Genomic DNA, 20155 nt, shown 5'->3' on the forward strand with positions numbered 1-20155 from the left:
GTGCGGCGGGCCCTCGCGCTGCTCCTCGTCCTGGGGCTGCTGGCGGGGGCCTGCACAGGGGCCGAGGACCCGCCGCAACCGTCTGCCGAGCTCGAGGCCGACGCGCCCGAAGAGGACCTCGCATCCGCGGAATCCGAGGAATCCGAGGAACCCGCAGTCGAGGAGCCGGCATCGCCGACCGACGACCTGCGCATCGTCGAGCTGGAGGTGGACGGGTCGGGTGAGGTGGTGGTCGACGTCGCCGCCGACGAGGTCAGCCTGCTGTTCGTCGCCCGTGGGCAGGGGCCCGACGACGAGGTGTTCGTCGACGCGATCATCGCCCCCGACGGGACGCTGGTCGACGCGCCGCTGGAGCTGCAGCCGTCCAACGTCGGCGACACCGCCGTCCTGCTGCCGCTGTTCGACGCCGACCCCCTCCAGCCCGGCGAGTGGACCTTCGTCGTGGACAGCGACGCCGGCCTCGAGTCGGCGCAGGCGGTCCTGAAGCGCGGGCCGCTGGCCAGCGACCAGGTGGTCGACGTCACCTTCCACGTCGCCTCGTTCGCGTTCGCCGACGCCAGCCAGGCCGAACGCGAGGAGCTGGCGATCGTCTACCGCAACGCCGGCGACACGATCCTCGGCGCCCACGGGCTGGCGGTCGGCGACCTGGCGTTCGTCGACGCCGACCCGGCGGTGACCGAGGCGTTCGCCGACATCGAGCTGCCGTCCAGCGGCAACGACGCCGCGCAGCGCGAGCTGTGCGGGTCGCTGGACACCGGGGACGGGCCCAGCCGCCGGCTGGCGTTCGCCATCGTCGACCGGGTGGTCGACCCCGACGACACCGAGGGCGAGACCGAGGGCAACGCGGCTGGGCTGCCGGGCGCCACGATCCTGCCCGGGCTGTCGACATCGTGCGTGCTGATGATCGCCGACGGCTCGCGGGACGTGACCGACCTGGCCGCGACCGTGTGGCACGAGGCCGGCCACCTGATGGGGCTGCCCCACACGACCGAGGCCGAGGGCGATGCCTTCGACACCTTCGACGACACCCCCGAGTGCGTCGCCGAGGCGTTCGACGGCAGCCTGGGCGACGGGGCCGACGGGTTCGTCGATGCCGAGGAGTGCCCCGATGGGGACAACCTGATGTTCCACGACACCGACGCCCTGGCGATCAGCGAGCAGCAGGCGTTCGTCCTGCGCCACCACCCGCTGTTCCACCCGGTCCCGTAGGACGGCTGCCGCCGAGCACGAGGGGTCACTCCGTCGCGATGGCGGTCAGCACCTGCACGCGAGCCGCTCGGCGGGCCGGACGGACCGCCGCCAGGATGCCGACCGTCGCACCCAGGGCCAGGACGATCGCCAGCTGGGTGGTCGGCAGGGCGAACGTGCCGATGCCCTCCGACGCGGCCGTGGTGCGGATGGCCGCCCAGGCGATGAGGCTGCCCAGCCCCAGGCCGCCGACGGTCCCGAAGACCGCGACGAGTACCGACTCCCAGCGGACCATGCCCCGCAGCTGGCGGCGGGTCTGCCCGACGGCACGCAGCAGGCCGATCTCGCGGACCCGCTCGTGGACCGACAACGACAGGGCGTTGGCGATGCCCATGGAGGCGATGACGATGGCGAGGGCCAGCAGGCCGTAGACGAAGGCCAGCACCCCGTCGATGTCGCTGGACACCTGTGCGGAGAACTCGTCGCGGTCCAGGACGACGGGGGAGCCGTGCGTCGACGTGATCGCCTCGACCGCCGCGCGGCCGTCGGCCACCGACACCCCGTCGGCCAGCAGGATGCGGATGGTGGTGTCGGCGCGCTGGATGGCGTGCGGTGCGTAGGTCTCGGTGGCGACGAGGTGGGTGGACAGGCCGTCGCCGGGACCGGCCTCGAACAGCGCCCCGACGGTCAGGACCTCCTCGGCCCCGTCGACGAAGGCGATGGTGACCGAGTCACCGACGGTCAGACCCGCCTCCGCGGCGCGTTCGGCCGAGACGGCGATGCCGTTGCGGTCGACGTCGGCCAGGTCGCCGGCGGTGACCACGAGGCCACCGAGCTCCTGCACGGCCGCCGGGTCGGCGACGCTGAAGACGAGTTCCTCGCCGTCGACCAGGCCGACTCCCAACCCGAGCGCGAGGGTCCGGTCGATCGCCGGGTCGGCCTGCAGCGCGGGGGCGAGCGCCGGGTCCAGGCCGCTGCCGGAGAACCCGTCGGCCATGACGACCAGGTCGCCACCGAACGTCCGGCGGATCTCGGTGTCGAGGGTTGCCCGGACCGACGAGCCGACCACGGTGAAGAGGGTGACCACCGCCACACCGACCATGAGGGCCGAGGCGGTCGCGGCGGTCCGGCGTGGGTTGCGCATGGCGTTCTCGCGGGCGAGCGCCCCGGTCCCGCCGCGCAGCCGGAGGAGCGCCGAACCCAGCAGTCCCGTCGCGGGTCGCGCCACGACGGGCCCGAGGACCACGACGCCGACCAGGGTTGCCACGGCACCACTGGCCATCGGCAGCAGCGGGTCGCCGACGTCGGGCGCCACGACCAGCAGCCCGAGCCCGACGGCGGTCAGCAGGGCCCCACCGATGGCACGGACCAGGGAGGTGTCGGAGCGGTCGATCTCGGCGCTGCGCAACGCCTCGAGGGGCGCGACGGCCGACGCACGGATGGCGGGTACGACGCCGGCGACGACGGTCACGACCAGGCCGACGACCATGGCCGCGGTCACGGTGTCGCCGAGGACGACGGGGCCGCCGGTGTCGACGATCCAACCCCGCGCCGACATGAACAACGTCAGCCCGGTGGCCAGGGCCAGCCCGGCCAGCAGCCCGACGGCCGAGGCGACCACCCCGACGACCGACGCCTCCAGCATGGTCGCGCCGAGGACCTGGCGCCGGGTTGCGCCGAGGGTCCGAAGCAGCGCGGACTGCTGGGTGCGCTGGGCGGTGGTGATGGAGAAGGTGTTGAAGATGCTGAACGTGGCGACGAGCAGCGCGATGCCGGCGAACACGAGCAACATGCGCTCGAAGAAGTCGAGGAAGTCCGCGCCGATGTCGTCGACGAGCTCGGCGTTGAGGGCGGTGCCGGTCAACGCCTCGGTGCCGTCGGGCAGCAACGGCTCGATCCGGTCGACGAGGACCTGCTCCTCGACCCCCGGATCGGCGGCGACGAGGATGCGGGTGACGACGTCGGTGCGGCCCAGCAGCAGGCTGCCGGCCTCCGTGGGATCGAACAGGGTGAAGGTGGGGCCGTCCGCGGGGGTGCCGCCGGCGAGGTCGACAAGGCCGACGACGGTGACGTCGACCGGTGCGGGGGTGCGCACGACGGTGGTGTCGCCGATCACCAGGCCACCACGGTCGGCGGTGGCCGTGTCGATGGCGACCTCGCCCGGCCCGACCGGGGCACGGCCCTCGACCAGCTCGTAGCTGCTGAGGGTGGGGTCGTCGATCCAGCCGAGCCCGAGGGTCGGTGGCCCGTCGCCGCCGATGGCGGTCCCGTCGTCGGCGACGACCTGGGCGATGCCCTCGACCTCGGCGGCTGCGGTGGCGACGCCGTCGACCGCCCGGATGTCGTCGAGGAGGGCGGCGTCGACCTGGGCGGTCTGGCCGCCCATCTCTGCGCCGATGGTTGCCTCGCCGCGGACCACGGCGTCGATGCCGGCGTTGGCCTGCCCGAACATGGTCTCGAAGCCGGCGCGCATCGTGTCGGACAGGACCATCGTGCCGGACAGGAACGCGATGCCGAACACGACGGCCAGGCCCGTGCCGACCAGACGGCGTTTGCGGGCCCAGAGCTGCTGGAGGGTGACCGCGATCACGCCGTCACCTCCCCGAAGGCCTTCATGCGGTCCAGGACCTGGTCAGCGGTGGGGTTGGTGATGCGGTCGACCAGCCGGCCGTCGGCGAGGAACAGGACGGTGTCGGCCCAGGCGGCGGCGACCGGGTCGTGGGTGACCATGACCACGGTCTGGCCGAGCTCGCGGACGGCCCGGGACAGGAACGCCAGCACGTCGGCGCCGCTGGAGGAGTCGAGGTTGCCCGTGGGTTCGTCGCCGAAGATCACGTCGGGACGGGTCGCCAGCGCCCGGGCGATCGCGACCCGTTGCCGCTGGCCACCCGAGAGCTCGGCCGGGCGGTGGTCCAGCCGGTCCCGCAGGCCGACGGCGTCGGTCACCTCGTCGATCCAGGGGTCGTCGGTGCGCTGGCCGGCCAGCCGCAGTGGCAGGACGATGTTCTCGCGGGCGGTGAGTGTCGGCAGCAGGTTGAAGGACTGGAAGACGAACCCGATGCGGTCGCGACGCAGCCGGGTCAGCTGGCTGTCGCCGAGGGTGTCGAGGCGGGTGTCGCCGAGCGTGACCGTTCCCTCCGTCGGGGTGTCGAGGCCGGCGAGCAGGTGCATCAGCGTGGACTTGCCGGAGCCCGACGGCCCCATGACGGCGGTGAAGCGGCCAGCGGCGATGTCGACGGAGACGGCGTCGAGCGCGGTGACGGCGGTGTCGCCGGTGCCGTGGACCTTGGTCAACCCTCGCGCCCGCAGGGCGGGTTCGAGGGGGGCGGTGGTGGGTGGGGCGGGGAGCTCGGCGAGCGGGGTGTTGGTCATGCACGACACGATCCGCCGCGACGGCAACCACGTGTATCGGTGATCTCCCTCGTGGGCCCCCGACCGCCACCTCAGGGGCAGTCGTGGGGGATGTCCCCGAGCCGGCGGATGCGGCCGGCCGGGTTCAGGCCACGCGGCTGGTGGCGCCGAGACGGGTCGGATGCTCGAAGACCGCCATCGGTGTGCGGCTGGTCACCTCGTCCCCGGGGAGGCCGGTGACGAGCGTCAGCTCCAGCTCGGGGCCGGGCAGCGGCGTGCGGGGCAGCCGGAAGACGATCAGCTCCGGCCCCCACAGCAGCACCTGCACGCCGACGACGGTGGCGCCGTCGGACAGCTCGAGGGCGTTGCTCGGGTTGCCGGACCCGAGCAGCGGGCCGGGGGCGAAGGACCCCGCCCGAGCCGCGAGCAGGGTGACGATCTCACCCCACACCGCTGGCGCGCCGGCGTCGCCGATGGGCTTCAGCGTGTACTCGTGCATTTGGTGTCCCCTCAGACGGTGTGCGTGTCGATGTGGGTCGAACACACGTGGGACGCTGGCTCGTCCCGTCGGCAGCTTACGTGAGCCTGACGGCCCGTGTCACGAGCCTCCGGAGGGTGAGCCGGACCTCACGACGGGACCGGTGACGCTCGGTCGGCTGGTCACCACTCGTCGGCATGGACGACCCCGACGAGGCCGCTGGCATCGACCACGACGGCGTCTCCCTCCCCCACGGTGACCCCCGCGAGAGCCTCGATGTTCTGGGTGTGGGTGACCACGACGGTGACGTCCGGGGACTGCAGCTGTTCGGCGATCAGCGCCCGGCCGGCTTCGGTGATCGCGTCGGCCCCGGCGGCGTCGAGCGCGGCGGTGAGGCTGAGGAACGCGTCGGTCGTGGTCGCTTCCCCCGTCATGGCCTCGGCGGTGTCGACGGTCCGGCAGAACGGGCTGGCGAAGGTCCGCCCGACGGGGATGTCGAGGGCACGCAGCCGGCGGCCGATGTGGTGGGCCTGCTCGATGCCGTCGGCGGAGAGGTTCCGCTGCTGCTCGCAGGTTCCGCGGGCGGTCGGGTCCAGGTCGCTGACCGAGCGGTCGGTGAGGGCGTGGCGGAACAGCAGGACCGTGTGGCCCTCGCGCAGCTGGTGCAGCAGGAGCGGGTCGACGTCGCTGGCGGTCTCGTCGTGGCCGACCACCGAACAGGTGCCGAGGAGGACGAGGGACAGGACGACGCTCAGCACGAGGACGAACGCGGGACGAACGGTCGTGCTGGGAGGCATGGTCTGGCGCATGGCCGGCACGATATCGGGTGCCACGGGTCCGGCGCCCGGCGTAGGCTCGGCCGCGTGGGAGGGCAGGAGCCGGCTGGTCGCCGCCCCGTGACGGGCGTGGTCGTCGGACTGCTGGTCGTGGCGGTGGTGGGCTGGCTGGCCCGATCCGACGCCACCGACGGGATGGCCGCGCTGCCGGGACCGACCGCGGCGTCAGCGACCGCCACAGCCGAGGCGACACCCGAGGCGACCGCGACGGCCACACCGACCCCGTTCGAGGCGCCGTCCCAGGGCCCGAGGCGACCACCCGCCATCGACGCGTCGGTGCCGCGGGTGACCGGGACGTGGTTGACCGACCTGCCGGATGCGCCGATCGAGGTGCCGGCGGTTCACCTCGGCGTGTGGACCGGTGACCAGCTCGTCGTCGGGTTCGAGGACGAGGTCGCGGCGTTCGACCCGTGGGGCCAGTCGTGGCGAACGTTGCCGTCGCACCCCGACGGACGGGCGGACGGCCGGCACGTGGTGCTGGTCGAGGGGTTCCTCGACGGCCCGGTCACCGACCTGCGGGATCCAGCTGGGGAGTGGATGCAGCGCATCGCCGTCGTCGGGCGCGCGCCGTCCTGCGATGCACCGCTTCCCTGCGCACGCGTCGACCTGCTGGATCCGGTCGCCGGTACGTGGGAGGACGTCCCTGACCCACCCGCTGCCGTGCCGACCGTGGACGCCGTGGCGTGGACGAGGGCCGAGCTCGTGCTGGTGTGGGCGACCCGCCCGCCCCGGGGCCAGGCGCCCGGGACCGTCCAGCCGGCCGTCGGTGGGGCTGTGCTCGACTGGGCCTCCAGGACGTGGCGCATGCTGCCGCCGCTGACCCTGGACGACACCCTGCCGGGGGACGGGGGCGGACGCCGGCCGGACACCCGGGTGATCGACCTGCAGGCAACGGCGATGCGCAACGACGGGACGGTGCTGGTCTGGGGCGGGCGAGAGCGGGCGTCGTCGTTCGCGGCCGTGTTCGACCCCTCCGACGACGGCTGGCGGGTCGTCCCGTTCCCGGGGCTGGTGTCCCCTCGCACCGGAACCTGGACCTCACGCGGCGACCTGGTCGTGGCTGGCCAGACCGCGGACATGGCCCCGTGGTTCGGCTCCATCCGTCCGAACGTGCGCAGCTGGGAGCCCCTCGATCCCCTGCCGGGCGCCGATGATCCGCGGACGTCGCTGTACGGCTGGGCCACCGCATCAGCCGGCGAACGGACGTTGTTGTACGGCGGCTACGCCTCCTCGGTGTTCCTCTCGTGGGACCCGGCCGGCTACGCCTGGGAGGTGCTGGACGTCGACCGTCCGCGCGTCCACGCCGTCGCCGCCTGGACGGGCACCGCGTTCGTCATCTGGGGCGGCTACACCGAGGCCGGCCCCACCGTCGACGTCGCCATCTGGCGCCCACCGCTGGGCTGGCCCGGCTGACCGACCCCCTTGGCCCTGCGGGTGCTGACGGGGCTAGTGGGTGTGGAAGGGGATACCGGCGGCGGCCATGTGGGCCTCGCCCATCGCCTCGGCCAGGGTGGGGTGGGGGTGGACCAGCGCGCCGACCTCCTCGGGCAGGGCGCCCCAGGCGGTGATCAGCTGGGCCTCGGCGATCAGGTCGGTGGCGTGCGGCCCGATGATGTGGACGCCCAGCACCTCGCCGTCGGGCCCGCCGGAGACGACCTTCACGAAGCCGTCGGACTGGTGGATGATGCCCTTGGCGTTGCCCTTGAAGGTGTACTTGGAGGAGGAGACGGCGTCCTTGCCGTAGCGGTCGACGGCCTGCGCCTCGGTCAGGCCGACCGACGACACCTCCGGCGTGCAGTAGGTCACCCGCGGCACCTGGGCGTAGTCGACCGGGACGACGGTGTGCCCGGCGATCTGGTCGGCGACGTTGAACCCCTCGGCGAACCCGGCGTGGGCCAGTGCCAGGGCGGGCGGCGGGAGGATGTCCCCGACGGCCCAGACCCCGTCGACGGCGGTGCGGCCGTACTCGTCGGCCACGACGTAGCCGCGCTCGTCCAGCACGCCGAGGGCGTCCAGGCCGATGTCGGCGGTACGCGGCGCACGGCCGACGGCGACCAGGACGGTGTCGACGACGTGGGCGTCACCGTTGGCCAGCGACACCGTCGCCGCCTTGCCCTTCGGCCCCTCCGACACCGTCACCGACGACGCGACGGTTCCGGCGATCGTGGTGATCCCGCGCTTGCGGTAGGCCCGGGCGAGGGACTTGGACAGGTCCTCGTCCTCCAGCGGGGCGATGCGGTCGAGCGCCTCGACGACGACGACCTCCTCGGCCCCGAGGGACTTGAACAGCGACGCGAACTCCAGCCCGACCGCGCCCGAGCCGATGACCAGCGCCTTCTGCGGCACACGCGCCAGCTTGGTGGCCTCGTCGGACGTGATGACGACGTCGCCGTCGATCTCGATGCCCGGCAGGGAGCGGACCGAGGAGCCCACGGCGATGACGACGTTGTCGGCCTGCAGCACCTCACCGTCGCGTTCGCCACCGGACACGGTGACGGAGCGGCCGTCGGCGCCCACGGTGCCCCAGCCGGTGACCAGGTCGATCTTGCGGGACTTCACCAGACCCTCCAGCCCCTTGTACAGCTGCGTCTGGACGGACTCGCGGAACGCACCGAGCTTGGCGACGTCCAGCCCGGCCACGGTCAGGTCGATGCCGAAGCGGTCGGCCTCCCGCGCCTCGTCCAGGACGCTGCCCACGTGGAGCATGGCCTTGGAGGGGATGCAGCCCCAGTGCAGGCAGGTGCCGCCGACCTTGTCGGCCTCGACCATCGCCACGTTCAGTCCGCGGACGGCTGCCCGCAGGGCAACGCCGTACCCGCCGGGCCCGCCTCCGAGCACAACAACGTCGTAGTCACTCATGTGTGGGTCTCCCTGATGCTTGGTTGCCGGCGCTAGTCGCCGGTGTTGATGGTGTCGGCCGGCTCGAACAGCAGGACCTCGGCGATGTCCTTGGCCACCGGCCGGTGCTTGACGCCCTTGGGGACGACGAAGATGTCGCCGACGCCCATGTGGATCTCCTCCAGGCCGGTGTCGAGCTGGACCTGCAGGACGAACTCACCCGACAGGCACATGAAGAACTCGTCGGTCCGGGTGTGTTCGTGCCAGTCGAAGGCGCCCTGGAGCCGGGCGACGCGGACCTCGTAGTCGTTGACCCTGGCGACCGTCCGCGGCGAGTAGGCCTCGGTGATCCGGGCCAACGCCGCCGACAGGTTGCTGGCGGGGGCCTCCCGGTGCGCGTGGTGTTCGTCCACCGGGTCCTACAGGCCCGCGGTGAGGAGGGTCGGGTTCTCGGTCATGTCGGCGAGGTAGCGGATGAAGCCGGCGCCCTCTCCCCCGTCGATGATCCGGTGGTCGAAGGCGATGGAGTAGGTGATGGTCTTGCGGACGGCCAGCTCGCCGTCGACGACCCAGGGCTTGTCGGCGATCCGGCCGGTGCCGAGGATTGCGGCCTCGGGGTGGTTGATGACCATGTCGCCGCCGTCGACGCCGAAGGCGCCGTAGTTGGAGATGGTGAACGTGCCACCGCTCATGTCCGACGGGGTCAGCTTGCCGGCGCGGGCCTTGTCGGCCATCTCGTTGAGCGTCTTCGCCAGGTCGATGATGTTCATGTCCTGGGCGTTCTTGATGACGGGGACGACCAGGCCGCGGTCGGTCTGGGCGGCGAAGCCGAGGTTGACGTGGCGGTGCAGCACCATCTCCTCCGCCGCGGTGTCCAGCGACGCGTTGATGGTCGGGAACTTCCGCAGTGCGGCGATGGCCATCCGCATGATGATCGCCGTCGGGCTGACCTTGACCTCCGACTGCGACTTGTTGAGCTCGGCGCGGAAGTCCCACAGCGGGGTGGCGTCGGCCTCGACCCAGGTGACGGCCTCGGGGATCTGGCTGCGCGAGCGAGTCATCTGGGCGGTGACGGCCTTGCGCAGCTGCGACAGCTTGACCCGCTCCTGCGCCATGGCGCCCTCGGGGGCCGGCGGAATCGCGACCGGGGCGATGGAGCCGTTGGAGGAGGCGACGAGCGGCTGCTCACCGGCGGGGGCGAGGCGCTTGGCGTAGTCCTCTTCCTCCCGGATGGGGGTGTTGGGCGGGGCGGACGGGAGGGTGTGGCCCTCGTCGTCGGTCACCAGCACGCCCGAGGCCTGGGAGGTCACACCGTTGGCGGCCGCCTCGACATCAGCACGGGTGATGATCCCGTCCTCACCTGAGCCGGCGACGTAGTCGAGGTCGACGCCGAGGTCCTTGGCGAGCTTGCGGACGGGGGGCTTTGCCATGGGCCGGCCCTCGCGCTCGACCTTCTGCGGCGCCGCCGGGGCCGCCCCACCCGAGGAGGAGGCGTCGGACGCGCCGACGCGGCGGCGACGCGAACCCTTGCCGCCGGAGGTGCCGTAGCCGACCAGCACGCTGCCCGACTCCCCCTCGTCGGAGCCCGAGCCCGGCCCGGCGCCGGCCTCGTCGGTGACCGCCACGACGGCGTCCTCGACGGGGGCGGACGGCGAGGTGTCAGCGGAACCACCCTCGCCAGCACCCACGTCGATGGTGATCAGGGGCGACCCGACGGCCACCTCGTCACCGGGTTCGCCGTGCAGGGTCACGATGGTGCCGGCGAACGGCGAGGGGACCTCGACGACGGCCTTGGCGGTCTCGATCTCGGCGACGTACTGGTCGACCTCGACGACGTCGCCGACGGCGACGAGCCACGACACGACCTCACCCTCGGTCAGGCCCTCACCGAGGTCGGGCAGCAGGAAGTCCTTGGTGCTCATTGCAGTGTCTCCAGGTCGAGCGACGATGCTCGGGTAGTCAGGCGCTCAGCAGTCGGCGCTCAGTAGTCCAGGGTGCGGCCGACGGCATCGAGGATGCGGTCGACGTCGGGGAGGAAGAACTCCTCCAGCATGGCAGCGGGGTAGGGCACGTCGAAGCCGCCGACGCGCATGACCGGGGCCTCCAGGTGGTAGAAGGCCTTCTCCTGCACGCGGGCGGCGACCTCGGCGCCGAAGCCGACGGAGGTGGACGCCTCGTGCACGACGACCAGGCGGCCGGTCTTCTCCACCGACTCCACGATGGTCTGGTGGTCGAAGGGGGTCAGCGAGCGGATGTCGATGACCTCGAGGTCCCAGCCCTCGGCCTCGGCGGCCTCGGCGGTCTCCATGCAGGTCTTCACCATCGGGCCGTAGGCGGCCAGCGTGGCGGTGGTGCCCTCGCGACGGACGACGCACTTGCCGATCGGTTCGGTCTGCACCGGCAGCGACGCATCCTCCTTCAGCCAGTAGCGGCGCTTCGGCTCGAAGAAGATGACGGGGTCGTCGGAGAAGATCGACTCGGTCAGCAGCGAGTAGGCGTCCGACGGCGTCCCCGGCGAGACGACCTTCAGCCCGGCGGTGTGGGCGAAGTAGGCCTCGGGAGACTCCGAGTGGTGCTCGACCGCGCCGATGCCCCCACCGAAGGGGATGCGGACGGTGATCGGCATCTTCACGGTGCCGCGCGACCGGTTCCGCATCTTGGCGATGTGGGACACGATCTGCTCGAACGCCGGGTAGGTGAAGCCGTCGAACTGCATCTCGATGATCGGCCGGTAGCCGTAGATGGCCATGCCGACCGCGGTGCCGGCGATGCCGGACTCGGCCAGCGGCGTGTCGAAGCAGCGCTTGTCGCCGAAGCGTTCCTGCAGCTTGTCGCTGATGCGGAACACCCCGCCGAGGGTGCCGACGTCCTCGCCGAACAGCACGACCTTGTCGTCGGCCTCGAACGCGTCGTGCAGGGCCTGGTTCAGCGCCTGCGCCATGGTGATCGCCATGAGTTAGCTCTCCTGAGGGGTTTCGGCGGCCGCGTCCAGCTCGCGTCGCAGCATCTCGCGCTGCTCGTCGAACATGGATCCGGGGTCGACGTAGACGTGCTCGAACAGCTCCATCGGGTCGCCGTGCGGCGCCTCGTAGATCTCCTCGCGCATGATCCGCGCCAGCTTCTCGACCTCGTTGTCGATCTCGGTCTTGATGGTGTCGTCCAGCAGCCCGTTGGCCTTCATGAACGTCTCGAAGCGGGCGATCGGGTCGCGCCGCTGCCACTCCTCCATCTCCTCGCCCGAGCGGTAGCGCGTGGGGTCGTCGGCGGTGGTGTGGGCTTCCATGCGGTAGGTGACGGCCTCGATGAGCGAGGGTCCTTCCCCGCTGCGCGCCCGCTCGACGGCGCGCTTGGTGACCGCGTAGCTGGCCAGCACGTCGTTGCCGTCGCACCGCAGGCCCGGCATGCCGTAGCCGACGGCCTTGTGGGCGATCGTTGGGGCCTTGGTCTGCTCGCTCAGCGGGGTGGAGATGGCGTACTGGTTGTTCTGGACGAAGAACACGACCGGGGCCTCGAAGACCGCGGCGAAGTTCATGCCCTCGTGGGGGTCGCCCTCGCTGGTCGCGCCGTCACCGAAGTAGGCCATGACGACGGCGTCGCTGCCGTCGAACTTCGCGGCCATGGCGAACCCCGTGCCGTGCAGCGCCTGGGTGCCGATCGGGATGGACAGCAGGCCGAAGCGGAACTCGTAGGGGTCGTAGCCGCTCAGCCAGGTGCCGCGCCACTGGTGCAGCATCTGGCCGGGGTTGACGCCGCGGACCAGGGCGGTGCCCATCTCGCGGTAGGACGGGAAGACCCAGTCCTGGGGAGCCAGCGCGTAGGCGCCACCGATCTGGGCCGCCTCCTGGCCGAGCAGCGAGGCGTAGACGCCGAGCTGACCCTGCCGCTGCAGGTTGATCGCCTGCTTGTCGATGCGTCGGGCGACGACCATGTGCCGGTACAGGGCACGGAAGTCCTCGTCGTCCAGGTCGTCGATCGGATAGCCGTCGACGGCGTTGATCCGGCCGTCGTCGTCCAGGATCTGGATCGGCTCGTCGGGTGGGAGCAGGGTGCTCGGGTCGGGCACGAGCCCGCTGCTGGGCTTGTCGGCAGTCTTGCCGTCGGTCATCGTGTGTGGCCCTCCAAGGCTCGGCACGGGATCGCCGCTGGAGCAGTCTGGCAGAGTCCTCGTGGGGCGGGGCGACCGGTTGGGCGCTGAGCCGCGACGGGGACTCAGGGGTCGGGTCGTTGACGACCCGGTGACGCGACGGTAGCGAACACCTCGCCACCTCGACAAGGGTCTGCGCGACGACTCGTCCGTTGCGCACACCGATCCCGGGTCCGGAGTGTCGATCCGTCACATCCAGCCGCGCTCCGGCTGACGTTTCATCACCGACCGTCGTGCCATCACCACGAGTCGCGGGCCGTCTGGTCGAATGCCGCCATGGCACGAATCGACAAGGCAACGCTGCGGGCAGAGGGCGAGGGCGCCGACGCGGTCCTCACCGTGGAGCTGGAGATCGACTGGGACCGTGGTGACGACGACCACCGCTGGGAGGCCGTGATCCGTTTCGTCGGCGCTGACGCGGGGTTCCGTGGCCGCGACAACGTGCTGAAGATCCACACCGTGGGGGTCGGACCGGCGGAGGGCGAACGGGTGGTCGTCAGCGTCGACAACCGCGACCGGGCGTTCAACGAGGACGCCGGCGGGGACGAGATTCTGGCCGAGTGCGAGCTGCACATCCTCCAGCCAGAGGCCCGCGTCGAGCGCACCAACAAGGTCAAGGGCCGCTTCTAGCGGGTTCGGGGGTCGGCGACGTGCGACGAGATACGCACGCCGACGAACCCATTTCGAACTAGTTCGCAACCTCCGGGCCGGCGCGGGGTCACACGGGCGACACATGTTCTCCCGAAAGGACCTCGAGGTGCCCTGGTTGACCGGTCAGGCGGCCGTGCTCGCCCTGCTGCTGTTCAGCGCCGGACTGGCGATCGGCTACGCGATCGGACGGCGCGATCCCGACGCGGCCGACGCTCCCCCGCCGTCGGCGGAGCTGCCACCGGCTCGACCGGTGATGGACCCGCGTCCCCCGGTCGAGGCACGGGACGAAGACGACACGATCGTGGACCTGCGGGCGCAGCTCCACGCCAGCAGGTCTGCGCTGCAGTCCGCCGTGCGGCGGATGGAGGAGCAGCGGCGCGCGATCAGGGTGCTCGAGGCCGACCTCGACGAGCACACCGCCGCGCTGGAAGCCGCCCACCGGGACCTCGACCGGGCCCGGATGGGCTGGGAGGTCCCGGGGCAGCCGTCAGATGCGGACGGTGGTTAGGTCCACGTCCTTGGTACGAGTGCGCTTCAGCTCGTAGAAGCCGTCGGTGCGGATCAACGCGGCAAGCCCGTCCCACAGGTCCAGCGCCGCCTGGCCGCGCACGACCTCGGGGATGACCGGACCGAAGTAGCCCTTCCACTCCCTGGTGCCGTCCTGCGCCTCGACCTCGAAGGCGATGATCGGCGTCCCCACGTCGTCACCGGCGACGTCCTCGGCCTCCCTGGTCGACGCGCGGACAGCGTCGTCCCACGCCTCGTCGTCGAAGGCGGCCGCGAAGGCGACGTCGACGCCGGCCTTCTCCAGCGCTGCCGGTACGTCGAAGTCCAGGCCGTCCCCGTCGTGGTGGAAGTGCCGGCCGAACTCGACGTAGAGGTCGTGGACCTGGTCCTGCCGACCTGCAGCACGCACCGCCTCGACGATGCGCAGCAACCCGAAGGAGCGGTCCATCATCGGGTCGACCTTCGCCCGGTAGGCCTCGTCGAGGTCCTTGCCCTCGTTGCGGACCTTGAGGCTGATCGGCCGCCAGTCGACGTCGATGTCGCGGTGGGGTGCGACCTCGTCGTGCAGCCAGTGGGAGGTGATCCAGCACCACGGGCACAGCGGATCGAAGTAGAACCTGACCTTCACGGGTGTCTCCTGCTCGTCGTTGCTCGACGTCTCGAAACCAGTTCGGATTCGTACCGATACTGCCCGTGAACGCGGGGTCCGCTGCGATCCTTCCTGACCCCCGATCCCGACCCCCGACGATCCCCTGTTCGTGTTCGGCGTTCGTGGTCAGAGGTCCCGGCGGCGCAGCGACCGAACGGCGAACGCCAGCATCGCGGCGGCGTACAGCAGCGCCCAGGCGATCAACCGACCGCTGGGTGGGTCGACCGCCGCGAAGGGGATGCCCACCCCGGTGTCGGGCGCCAGCAGGAACGCCGGGGACTGCAGGTGGAACGACGCGCCCCGCCACAACGCATCGGACGGCATCAGCAGGCTGACGGCCACCCCGATCCGTTCCACCGACGCGTTGTCGATGGTGCGGCCGACGAACTCCATGATGCCGGCCAGCCACGCCAGGCCGTAGAGGGCGACGACGACCACCCCCGTCGCGACGGTGCCCAGCCGTGTGGACAGGGCCACGCCGATCGACACGAGGACGAGGACCTCCAGCGACATCAGCCCGATTGCCCGCACTGGTGACAGGGCGCCGTACCCGCCGACGGCACCGGCCACCGTCAGCACGCCGATGGTCATGAGGACCACGTAGGCCACCGACAGGCCCCCGAAGGCGGCGGTGCGCTGCAGCAACCACGACCAGCGCGGTACGGGTCGGGCCAGGACCTGCAGGGCCCGACCGGACTCGAGCTCACCGGCGATGGACCCCGCTGCCAGCAGGATCGCGAGGAAGGCCGCCAGGAACTGCACGGCGTACAGGCCGAGGACCGTCATCACGGTGGAGGCGGCGATGGTGGCGAACTCATCGCTCGTGTCGGCGGCGACCCGGCTGAACGCGGTGGAGAACCCCAGCCAGAACAACCCGACGAACGCCACGCTGACGGTCGCCCCGATGCCGAGGATCCGCCGGCTGAGCGCCTCCTGCATGGCGGCACGCAACACGATCACGACCGGGCCTCCTCTCCTGGGTGGTCGACCAGCTGGAGGAAGACCTCCTCGAGGCTGGACTGCAGGGGAACCACGGCGCGGATGCGACCCCCTGCGGCTGCAACGGCGGTGACGAGCTCGGGTCCCGCATCGCGGTCGTCCAGTCCGACGAGCACCGCACGGTCGTCGGCGTGCACGATCGTGCCGAACCCCTCGATCACGGCGACCAGCCGCTCCTCGACCCGGTCCAGGACCAGGCGGACCTCGCCGCCGGACGGCAGGTCGGCGACGGCGCGGTCGGCCAGCACCCGTCCGCGGTCCATCACGACGACGCGGTCGCAGACCTGCTCGACCTCGCCGAGTAGGTGGGAGTTCAGCAGCACTGCCGCGCCTCGGGCCCGCAGCGCGAGCACGATGTCGCGGACCTCGCGTCGGCCGACGGGGTCCAGCGCCGAGGTGGGTTCGTCGAGGATCACCAGGTCGGGGTCGCCGAGCAGCGCGGCCGCGAGGCCCAGGCGCTGGCGCATGCCCTTGGAGTAGCCGCCCACCCGCTCCCCGCCCCGTCCGGCCAGGCCGACCCGTCGCAGGGCATCGGCCGCGGCACGAGCCACGTCCTCGCGGGGGACCCGGGCCAGCCGGGCGTGCTGGCGCAGGACCCGGTCGCCGGTGGCCCACTCGGGCTGGGCGAAGGTCTCGGGCAGGTAGCCGACGCGGGTGCGTGCGGCCGGGTCGGCGGCATCCCGGCCGAACAGCTCGGCAGTGCCGTCGTCGGGGCGGACCAGCCCGAGCAGCATCTTGACCGTGGTGGTCTTGCCTGCGCCGTTGGGCCCGAGCAGGCCGACGGCCTCGCCGGGGCGGATGTGCAGGTCGAGCCCGTCGACGGCGGTCCGGCCGCCGAAGGCCTTGGCCAGGCCACGGGCGACCAGGACCGGCGCGACCGGGACCGGCGCGTTCAGGACCGAGGTGCCCTGGGTCACGCCTGCTCGGCCAGTGCCTGCAGCTCGTCCAGCGGACGTGTTCCGGCGATGCCGTGGATCAGCCCGTCGGCCTGCCACACGATCGCGGCGCCGAGCCCGCTGTCGTCGCCGAAGGCCAGGCCGGCGTTGCCGTCGACGGTGACCTCCTCCCATCCCACGCCACCGGCGGGGACGGGCAACGGGAGGGTGGTCTGCCAGTCCTCGATGCCGGCCAGCTGGGTGCGCAGCGACTCGGGCAGCTCCTCGCGGGAGAGGAGGAAGTCACGGATGTCGGCCAGCTGGGCACCCGCTGCGGTCGCCTCGATGGCGCCCGCGACCCCGAGGATCACGTCGGGCATGCCGCTGGCTGCGGTGACGACGGTGGCGGCACCACCGGGCACGGTGACGTCGAGGACGGCCCCGTCGAGGTCGGACGGGACGCCGTTGTCCGCGGTGGCCCGGAGGGTGACCACGGCGTGGGAGGGGGCGATGGCCAGGTGGGTCACGGTGGCGTCGGGGCCAGCGACCCCGGCGGGCAGGTCCGGGGCAGCGACACCGGCGATGGCCAGCGCGGCAGCGGCGTCGGCCACCTCGGTCGGTCCGTCGTGGAGCGCCCCGTCGCCGGTCAGCTCGACCGTCGCGATGTCGTCGAGGGCGTCGAGGTCCTGCAGCGCGGCCACGTCGACCTCGATGACCTGGACCCGCTCGCTGCGGAAGGTGTCGAGGAACTGGGCGAGCGCCCCGGAGCCGAACGGCGTCACGGCGATCGCGACCGTCAGCAACCCGCCGGCGACGGCAAGGACCACCCGGCGGGGCCGCGTCCGCCCGGCGGGACGGCCCGTGTCGGCTCGGCTGCCCGGCCGCGACGACCGGCGCGATCGGGGCCTGCCTCGTCCCGGCGCGACGGAGGCCCCGATCGCGTCGACCGGGGCGCGGGACGGGCGACCGGACGCGGCGGTGGGTGCATCAACGGCCGGGCTGTCGAGGACGGCTGGGCTGTCGAGGACGGCTGGGCTGTCGAGGACGGCCAGGAGGCGGCGGACCGTCCCGGCGTCGTCGGCGATGGTGAGGATGGTGTCGCGGCACTCCTCGCATCCGTCCAGGTGGGCCTCGACCGCCCCGTCGGGGTGGTCCAGGTGGGTGCGCAGCCGGCCGGAACCGGGGCATCCCAGCGGGTCGGTGTGGGTCAGCTCAGTCATCGTCGGTCTCCCAGTCACGTCGGAACGCACGCTCGCCTCGGGCGAGCAGCACCCCGACCGATCCAGCCGCCACGCCCAGCGAGGCAGCGATCTCGGCATAGCTGTGGCCGGAATGGCGCAGCAGCAACGCGACGGCCTGCCGTTCGGGCAACCCGGCCAGCACGGCGCGGACACGGCGGCGTTCGTCGTCACGGGTGACGACGTCCTCCGGCGTCTCCGGCCGGTCGGGCCCGACCGCCTGTCCGTGCGCGGCCACGCGGGCGTCGTGCCGCTTGGCAGCACGCACCCGGTTGAGGGCCAGGTTGATCGTCACCCGGTTGAGCCAGGCAGCGACCTCGTCCTCCGGTCGACCGTCCACCGGCGACCCGTCGAGGCGGGCCAGCGCATCGGCGGCCACCTCCTCGGCGGTCGCGCGCTGGTCGACCACCCTGGCGGCCAGGGCGGTCAACCGTGGGTAGTGGTCGGCGAAGGGCGAGTCCGTCACACCCCTTCCAACACCGCCGACGGGCGTGGTGTGACACCCGCCGGCGAAAAAGTCCGACTCAGTCGTAGATGCCGTCGATGACGTCGGCGTACTTGGTGGACACCACGTGGCGCTTGAGCTTCAGCGACGGGGTCAGCTCGCCGGACTCCACGGTCCAGTCGGTCGGCAGCAGCTCCCAGCGCTTGACCTGCTCGACCCGGGCCAGCTTGGCGTTGGCGGCGTCGACCGCGGTCCCGACCTCGGCCAGCACGTCCTCGCGCTGGGAGAACTCCGCCATGGAGTCGAACGGGATCCCACGCTTGCCCGCCCACGACTCGGCAGCCTCGGGGTCCAGGACCAGCAGGGCCGAGATGTAGTTGCGCTCGTCGCCGATGGCCATCACCTGCCCGATGAGCGGGTGCTGCTTGAGCGCCGTCTCGATCTCGTGGGGCGAGATGTTCTTGCCCGACGAGGTGACGATGATCTCCTTCTTGCGACCGACGATCGCCAGGTAGCCGTCGTCGTCGATCTTCCCGAGGTCCCCCGTGTGCAGCCAGCCGTCGGCGTCGTAGAGCTCCTCGGTGGCCTCGGGCCGGCGGTAGTACTCCGGCGTCATGGTCGGGCCACGGGCGATGATCTCGCCGTCGCCGGCGATGGCGACCTCGATGCCGGGCACCCGCTCGCCAACGGTGCCCAGCCGCACCCGACCGGGACGGTTGGCGTTGGTGACCGCCGTCGTCTCGGTCATCCCGTACACGTTGAGGATCTCGATGCCCAGGCCGCGGAAGAACATCAGCAGGTCGTCGGGCATCGGGGCAGCGCCGGTGAGGGCGATGATCGTGTCGTCCAGGCCGAGCGCCTCACGGACCTTGCTGTACACGAGCTTCTCGAACAGGGCGGCCTGGCCCTGCAGCAGGACCGAGGGCTTGCGGCCGGTGAAGGCCATCGCGCCGAGCTGCGGGAGGATGGCGAAGGCCTGCTGGCCGAGCTTGGCCTTGGGCCCCTCGGCCTCGTCGATCCGCGTCAGCAGGGCCGCGCGCATCTTCTCCCACACCCGCGGGACGGCCAGGAAGGCGGTGGGCTTGGCGACCGGCAGGTACTCCGCGATCTGGGTGTAGTCCTCGCAGAAGTGCACCTTGGCGGCGTACTTGATGCCCTGCCAGTGGCTGAACGTGCGCTCGGCGACGTGGGCGAGCGGCAGGTAGGACAACGTGTTGGGGTTCATCGGCAGCTCGAAGATCCCCTTGGCGGCCTCCATGATGTAGAGCACGCCCCGGTGGGTCTCGACCACGCCCTTGGGCGGCCCGGTCGTCCCCGAGGTGTAGATCAGCGTCGCGACGTCGTCGGGTTCGACGGACTTCCATGCGGCGGTGAAGACGTCCTCGCCGACCTCGTCGAGGTGCGCCTGGCCCTCGGCGAGGAAGTCCGCCCAGCTGATCACCCGGTCGTCGTCGACGTCCTCGGCCCCCTCGACCATGACGATCGTGGCTAGCTCCGGCAGCTCGTCGCGGACCGCGACCCAGCGCGAGTGGGCCTCCGCGTCGTTGAGGACGGCGACCTTCGCGCCGCAGTTGCCGGCCACGTAGGCGATCTGTTCCTCGGCGAGGGTGTTGTAGACGCTGACGCCGGTGGCAGCCGCATGGAACGACCCGGTGTCGGCGATGACGTGCTCGGGCCGGTTGTTGACCATGATCGCGACGAAGTCGCCCTTGCCCAGCCCGCGCTTGAGCAGCGCCATGGCGAACCGCTTGGCGTCCTCGCCGTACTCCCGCCACGTCTGCCACGTCCAGGTGCCGTCCTCCAGACGCCGGCCGAGCGCATCACGGGTGCCGTAGGTCGACACGGTGGACTGGAACAGCGTGCACAACGTCTGCCCCTCGATCGCCTCGAGGATCTGGTTGCGCTCCTGGAGCACCTCGTCGGTCATGTGGTCGTTCGCCCTTCTCGTCGGCTCGG

At 71.8% G+C, this 20155-nt stretch carries 19 protein-coding genes; 4 read left to right on the forward strand and 15 right to left on the reverse strand.

Features of this window, described 5'->3' with window-relative positions:
* Positions 1–1209, forward strand: coding sequence for a hypothetical protein (locus DVS28_RS17660; protein WP_114592637.1), 1209 nt, complete (start codon positions 1–3; stop codon positions 1207–1209).
* A 25-nt stretch (positions 1210–1234) separates the two neighbouring features.
* Here DVS28_RS17660 and DVS28_RS17665 read toward each other — a convergent pair whose 3' ends face one another.
* From DVS28_RS17665 to DVS28_RS17680, 4 genes are all read right to left on the reverse strand, one after another.
* Positions 1235–3778 carry an ABC transporter permease gene (locus DVS28_RS17665; protein WP_114592638.1) on the reverse strand — a complete coding sequence of 848 codons (2544 nt, stop codon included), beginning with the start codon at positions 3776–3778 and terminating at the stop codon, positions 1235–1237.
* The gene (locus DVS28_RS17670; RefSeq protein ID WP_114592639.1) at positions 3775–4560 is read right to left on the reverse strand and encodes an ABC transporter ATP-binding protein; all 786 of its coding nucleotides are present in this window, start codon (positions 4558–4560) and stop codon (positions 3775–3777) included. The genes DVS28_RS17665 and DVS28_RS17670 overlap by 4 nt, the downstream gene beginning before the upstream one ends.
* Positions 4561–4684: 124 nt before the next feature.
* Positions 4685–5038 (reverse strand): hypothetical protein, encoded by a 354-nt coding sequence (locus tag DVS28_RS17675; RefSeq protein ID WP_114592640.1) that lies wholly within the window; start codon positions 5036–5038, stop codon positions 4685–4687.
* A 161-nt stretch (positions 5039–5199) separates the two neighbouring features.
* On the reverse strand, positions 5200–5826 hold the full coding sequence (locus DVS28_RS17680; RefSeq protein WP_114592641.1) for a histidine phosphatase family protein: 627 nt from the start codon (positions 5824–5826) through the stop codon (positions 5200–5202).
* 54 nt (positions 5827–5880) lie between these two features.
* Here DVS28_RS17680 and DVS28_RS28545 point away from each other — a divergent pair, with 54 nt between their 5' ends.
* Entirely contained in the window at positions 5881–7266 is a 1386-nt protein-coding gene (locus DVS28_RS28545; protein ID WP_164710700.1) for a Kelch repeat-containing protein, read from the forward strand.
* A 33-nt stretch (positions 7267–7299) separates the two neighbouring features.
* Here the strand turns inward: DVS28_RS28545 and lpdA are convergent, their stop codons facing one another.
* The 5 genes from lpdA to pdhA are packed head-to-tail and all read right to left on the reverse strand — an operon-like array spanning position 7300 to position 12796.
* On the reverse strand, positions 7300–8712 hold the full coding sequence (gene lpdA, locus DVS28_RS17690) for a dihydrolipoyl dehydrogenase (protein ID WP_114592642.1): 1413 nt from the start codon (positions 8710–8712) through the stop codon (positions 7300–7302).
* Between the two features lie 32 nt (positions 8713–8744).
* Complete coding sequence (locus tag DVS28_RS17695) at positions 8745–9104, reverse strand: cupin domain-containing protein (RefSeq protein WP_114592643.1); 360 nt, start codon at positions 9102–9104, stop codon at positions 8745–8747.
* Positions 9105–9110: 6 nt separating this feature from the next.
* Positions 9111–10613 (reverse strand): dihydrolipoamide acetyltransferase family protein, encoded by a 1503-nt coding sequence (locus DVS28_RS17700; protein ID WP_114592644.1) that lies wholly within the window; start codon positions 10611–10613, stop codon positions 9111–9113.
* Between the two features lie 59 nt (positions 10614–10672).
* Positions 10673–11644 (reverse strand): alpha-ketoacid dehydrogenase subunit beta, encoded by a 972-nt coding sequence (locus DVS28_RS17705; protein WP_114592645.1) that lies wholly within the window; start codon positions 11642–11644, stop codon positions 10673–10675.
* Between the two features lie 3 nt (positions 11645–11647).
* Positions 11648–12796: a pyruvate dehydrogenase (acetyl-transferring) E1 component subunit alpha gene (gene pdhA, locus DVS28_RS17710; protein ID WP_114592646.1), complete on the reverse strand. Its 1149-nt coding sequence runs from the start codon at positions 12794–12796 to the stop codon at positions 11648–11650.
* A gap of 315 nt (positions 12797–13111) precedes the next feature.
* Between pdhA and DVS28_RS17715 the strand changes: the two genes are divergently transcribed.
* Together DVS28_RS17715 and DVS28_RS17720 are read left to right on the forward strand one after the other, a co-directional pair.
* Positions 13112–13465 carry a hypothetical protein gene (locus DVS28_RS17715; RefSeq protein ID WP_114592647.1) on the forward strand — a complete coding sequence of 118 codons (354 nt, stop codon included), beginning with the start codon at positions 13112–13114 and terminating at the stop codon, positions 13463–13465.
* A 103-nt stretch (positions 13466–13568) separates the two neighbouring features.
* On the forward strand, positions 13569–13994 hold the full coding sequence (locus DVS28_RS17720; protein WP_114592648.1) for a hypothetical protein: 426 nt from the start codon (positions 13569–13571) through the stop codon (positions 13992–13994).
* On the opposite strand, the gene DVS28_RS17725 is transcribed toward DVS28_RS17720, so the two are convergent.
* From DVS28_RS17725 to DVS28_RS17745, 6 genes are all read right to left on the reverse strand, one after another.
* Positions 13974–14621, reverse strand: coding sequence for a mycothiol-dependent nitroreductase Rv2466c family protein (locus tag DVS28_RS17725; RefSeq protein WP_164710701.1), 648 nt, complete (start codon positions 14619–14621; stop codon positions 13974–13976). The genes DVS28_RS17720 and DVS28_RS17725 overlap by 21 nt on opposite strands.
* Before the next feature lie 147 nt (positions 14622–14768).
* Complete coding sequence (locus DVS28_RS17730; RefSeq protein ID WP_114592650.1) at positions 14769–15602, reverse strand: hypothetical protein; 834 nt, start codon at positions 15600–15602, stop codon at positions 14769–14771.
* Positions 15599–16558, reverse strand: a complete 960-nt coding sequence (locus DVS28_RS17735) for an ABC transporter ATP-binding protein (protein WP_216826121.1) — start codon at positions 16556–16558, stop codon at positions 15599–15601. Before DVS28_RS17735 ends, DVS28_RS17730 begins: the two co-directional genes overlap by 4 nt.
* Positions 16555–17736: a hypothetical protein gene (locus DVS28_RS29265; RefSeq protein WP_216826122.1), complete on the reverse strand. Its 1182-nt coding sequence runs from the start codon at positions 17734–17736 to the stop codon at positions 16555–16557. The genes DVS28_RS17735 and DVS28_RS29265 overlap by 4 nt, the downstream gene beginning before the upstream one ends.
* Positions 17729–18220 (reverse strand): sigma-70 family RNA polymerase sigma factor, encoded by a 492-nt coding sequence (locus DVS28_RS17740; RefSeq protein WP_114592652.1) that lies wholly within the window; start codon positions 18218–18220, stop codon positions 17729–17731. The genes DVS28_RS29265 and DVS28_RS17740 overlap by 8 nt, the downstream gene beginning before the upstream one ends.
* A 58-nt stretch (positions 18221–18278) precedes the next feature.
* A complete protein-coding gene (locus DVS28_RS17745) occupies positions 18279–20126 on the reverse strand; it encodes an AMP-dependent synthetase/ligase (RefSeq protein ID WP_114592653.1) in 1848 nt (615 codons plus the stop codon).
* Positions 20127–20155: the final 29 nt, after the last annotated feature.

It is taken from the genome of Euzebya pacifica (assembly GCF_003344865.1).
GTDB classification, from domain to species: Bacteria; Actinomycetota; Nitriliruptoria; order Euzebyales; family Euzebyaceae; genus Euzebya; species Euzebya pacifica.

What these genes read in the sequence shown, in the direction of transcription:
- DVS28_RS17720 (WP_114592648.1), top strand. Translation starts at nt 13,569, where the DNA reads ATGTTCTCCCGAAAGGACCTCGAGGTGCCCTGGTTGACCGGTCAGGCG.
- DVS28_RS17705 (WP_114592645.1), bottom strand. Translation starts at nt 11,644, where the DNA reads ATGGCGATCACCATGGCGCAGGCGCTGAACCAGGCCCTGCACGACGCG.
- DVS28_RS17680 (WP_114592641.1), bottom strand. Translation starts at nt 5,826, where the DNA reads ATGCGCCAGACCATGCCTCCCAGCACGACCGTTCGTCCCGCGTTCGTC.
- DVS28_RS17745 (WP_114592653.1), bottom strand. Translation starts at nt 20,126, where the DNA reads ATGACCGACGAGGTGCTCCAGGAGCGCAACCAGATCCTCGAGGCGATC.
- DVS28_RS17670 (WP_114592639.1), bottom strand. Translation starts at nt 4,560, where the DNA reads ATGACCAACACCCCGCTCGCCGAGCTCCCCGCCCCACCCACCACCGCC.
- DVS28_RS17675 (WP_114592640.1), bottom strand. Translation starts at nt 5,038, where the DNA reads ATGCACGAGTACACGCTGAAGCCCATCGGCGACGCCGGCGCGCCAGCG.
- lpdA (WP_114592642.1), bottom strand. Translation starts at nt 8,712, where the DNA reads ATGAGTGACTACGACGTTGTTGTGCTCGGAGGCGGGCCCGGCGGGTAC.
- DVS28_RS29265 (WP_216826122.1), bottom strand. Translation starts at nt 17,736, where the DNA reads ATGACTGAGCTGACCCACACCGACCCGCTGGGATGCCCCGGTTCCGGC.
- DVS28_RS17700 (WP_114592644.1), bottom strand. Translation starts at nt 10,613, where the DNA reads ATGAGCACCAAGGACTTCCTGCTGCCCGACCTCGGTGAGGGCCTGACC.
- pdhA (WP_114592646.1), bottom strand. Translation starts at nt 12,796, where the DNA reads ATGACCGACGGCAAGACTGCCGACAAGCCCAGCAGCGGGCTCGTGCCC.
- DVS28_RS17715 (WP_114592647.1), top strand. Translation starts at nt 13,112, where the DNA reads ATGGCACGAATCGACAAGGCAACGCTGCGGGCAGAGGGCGAGGGCGCC.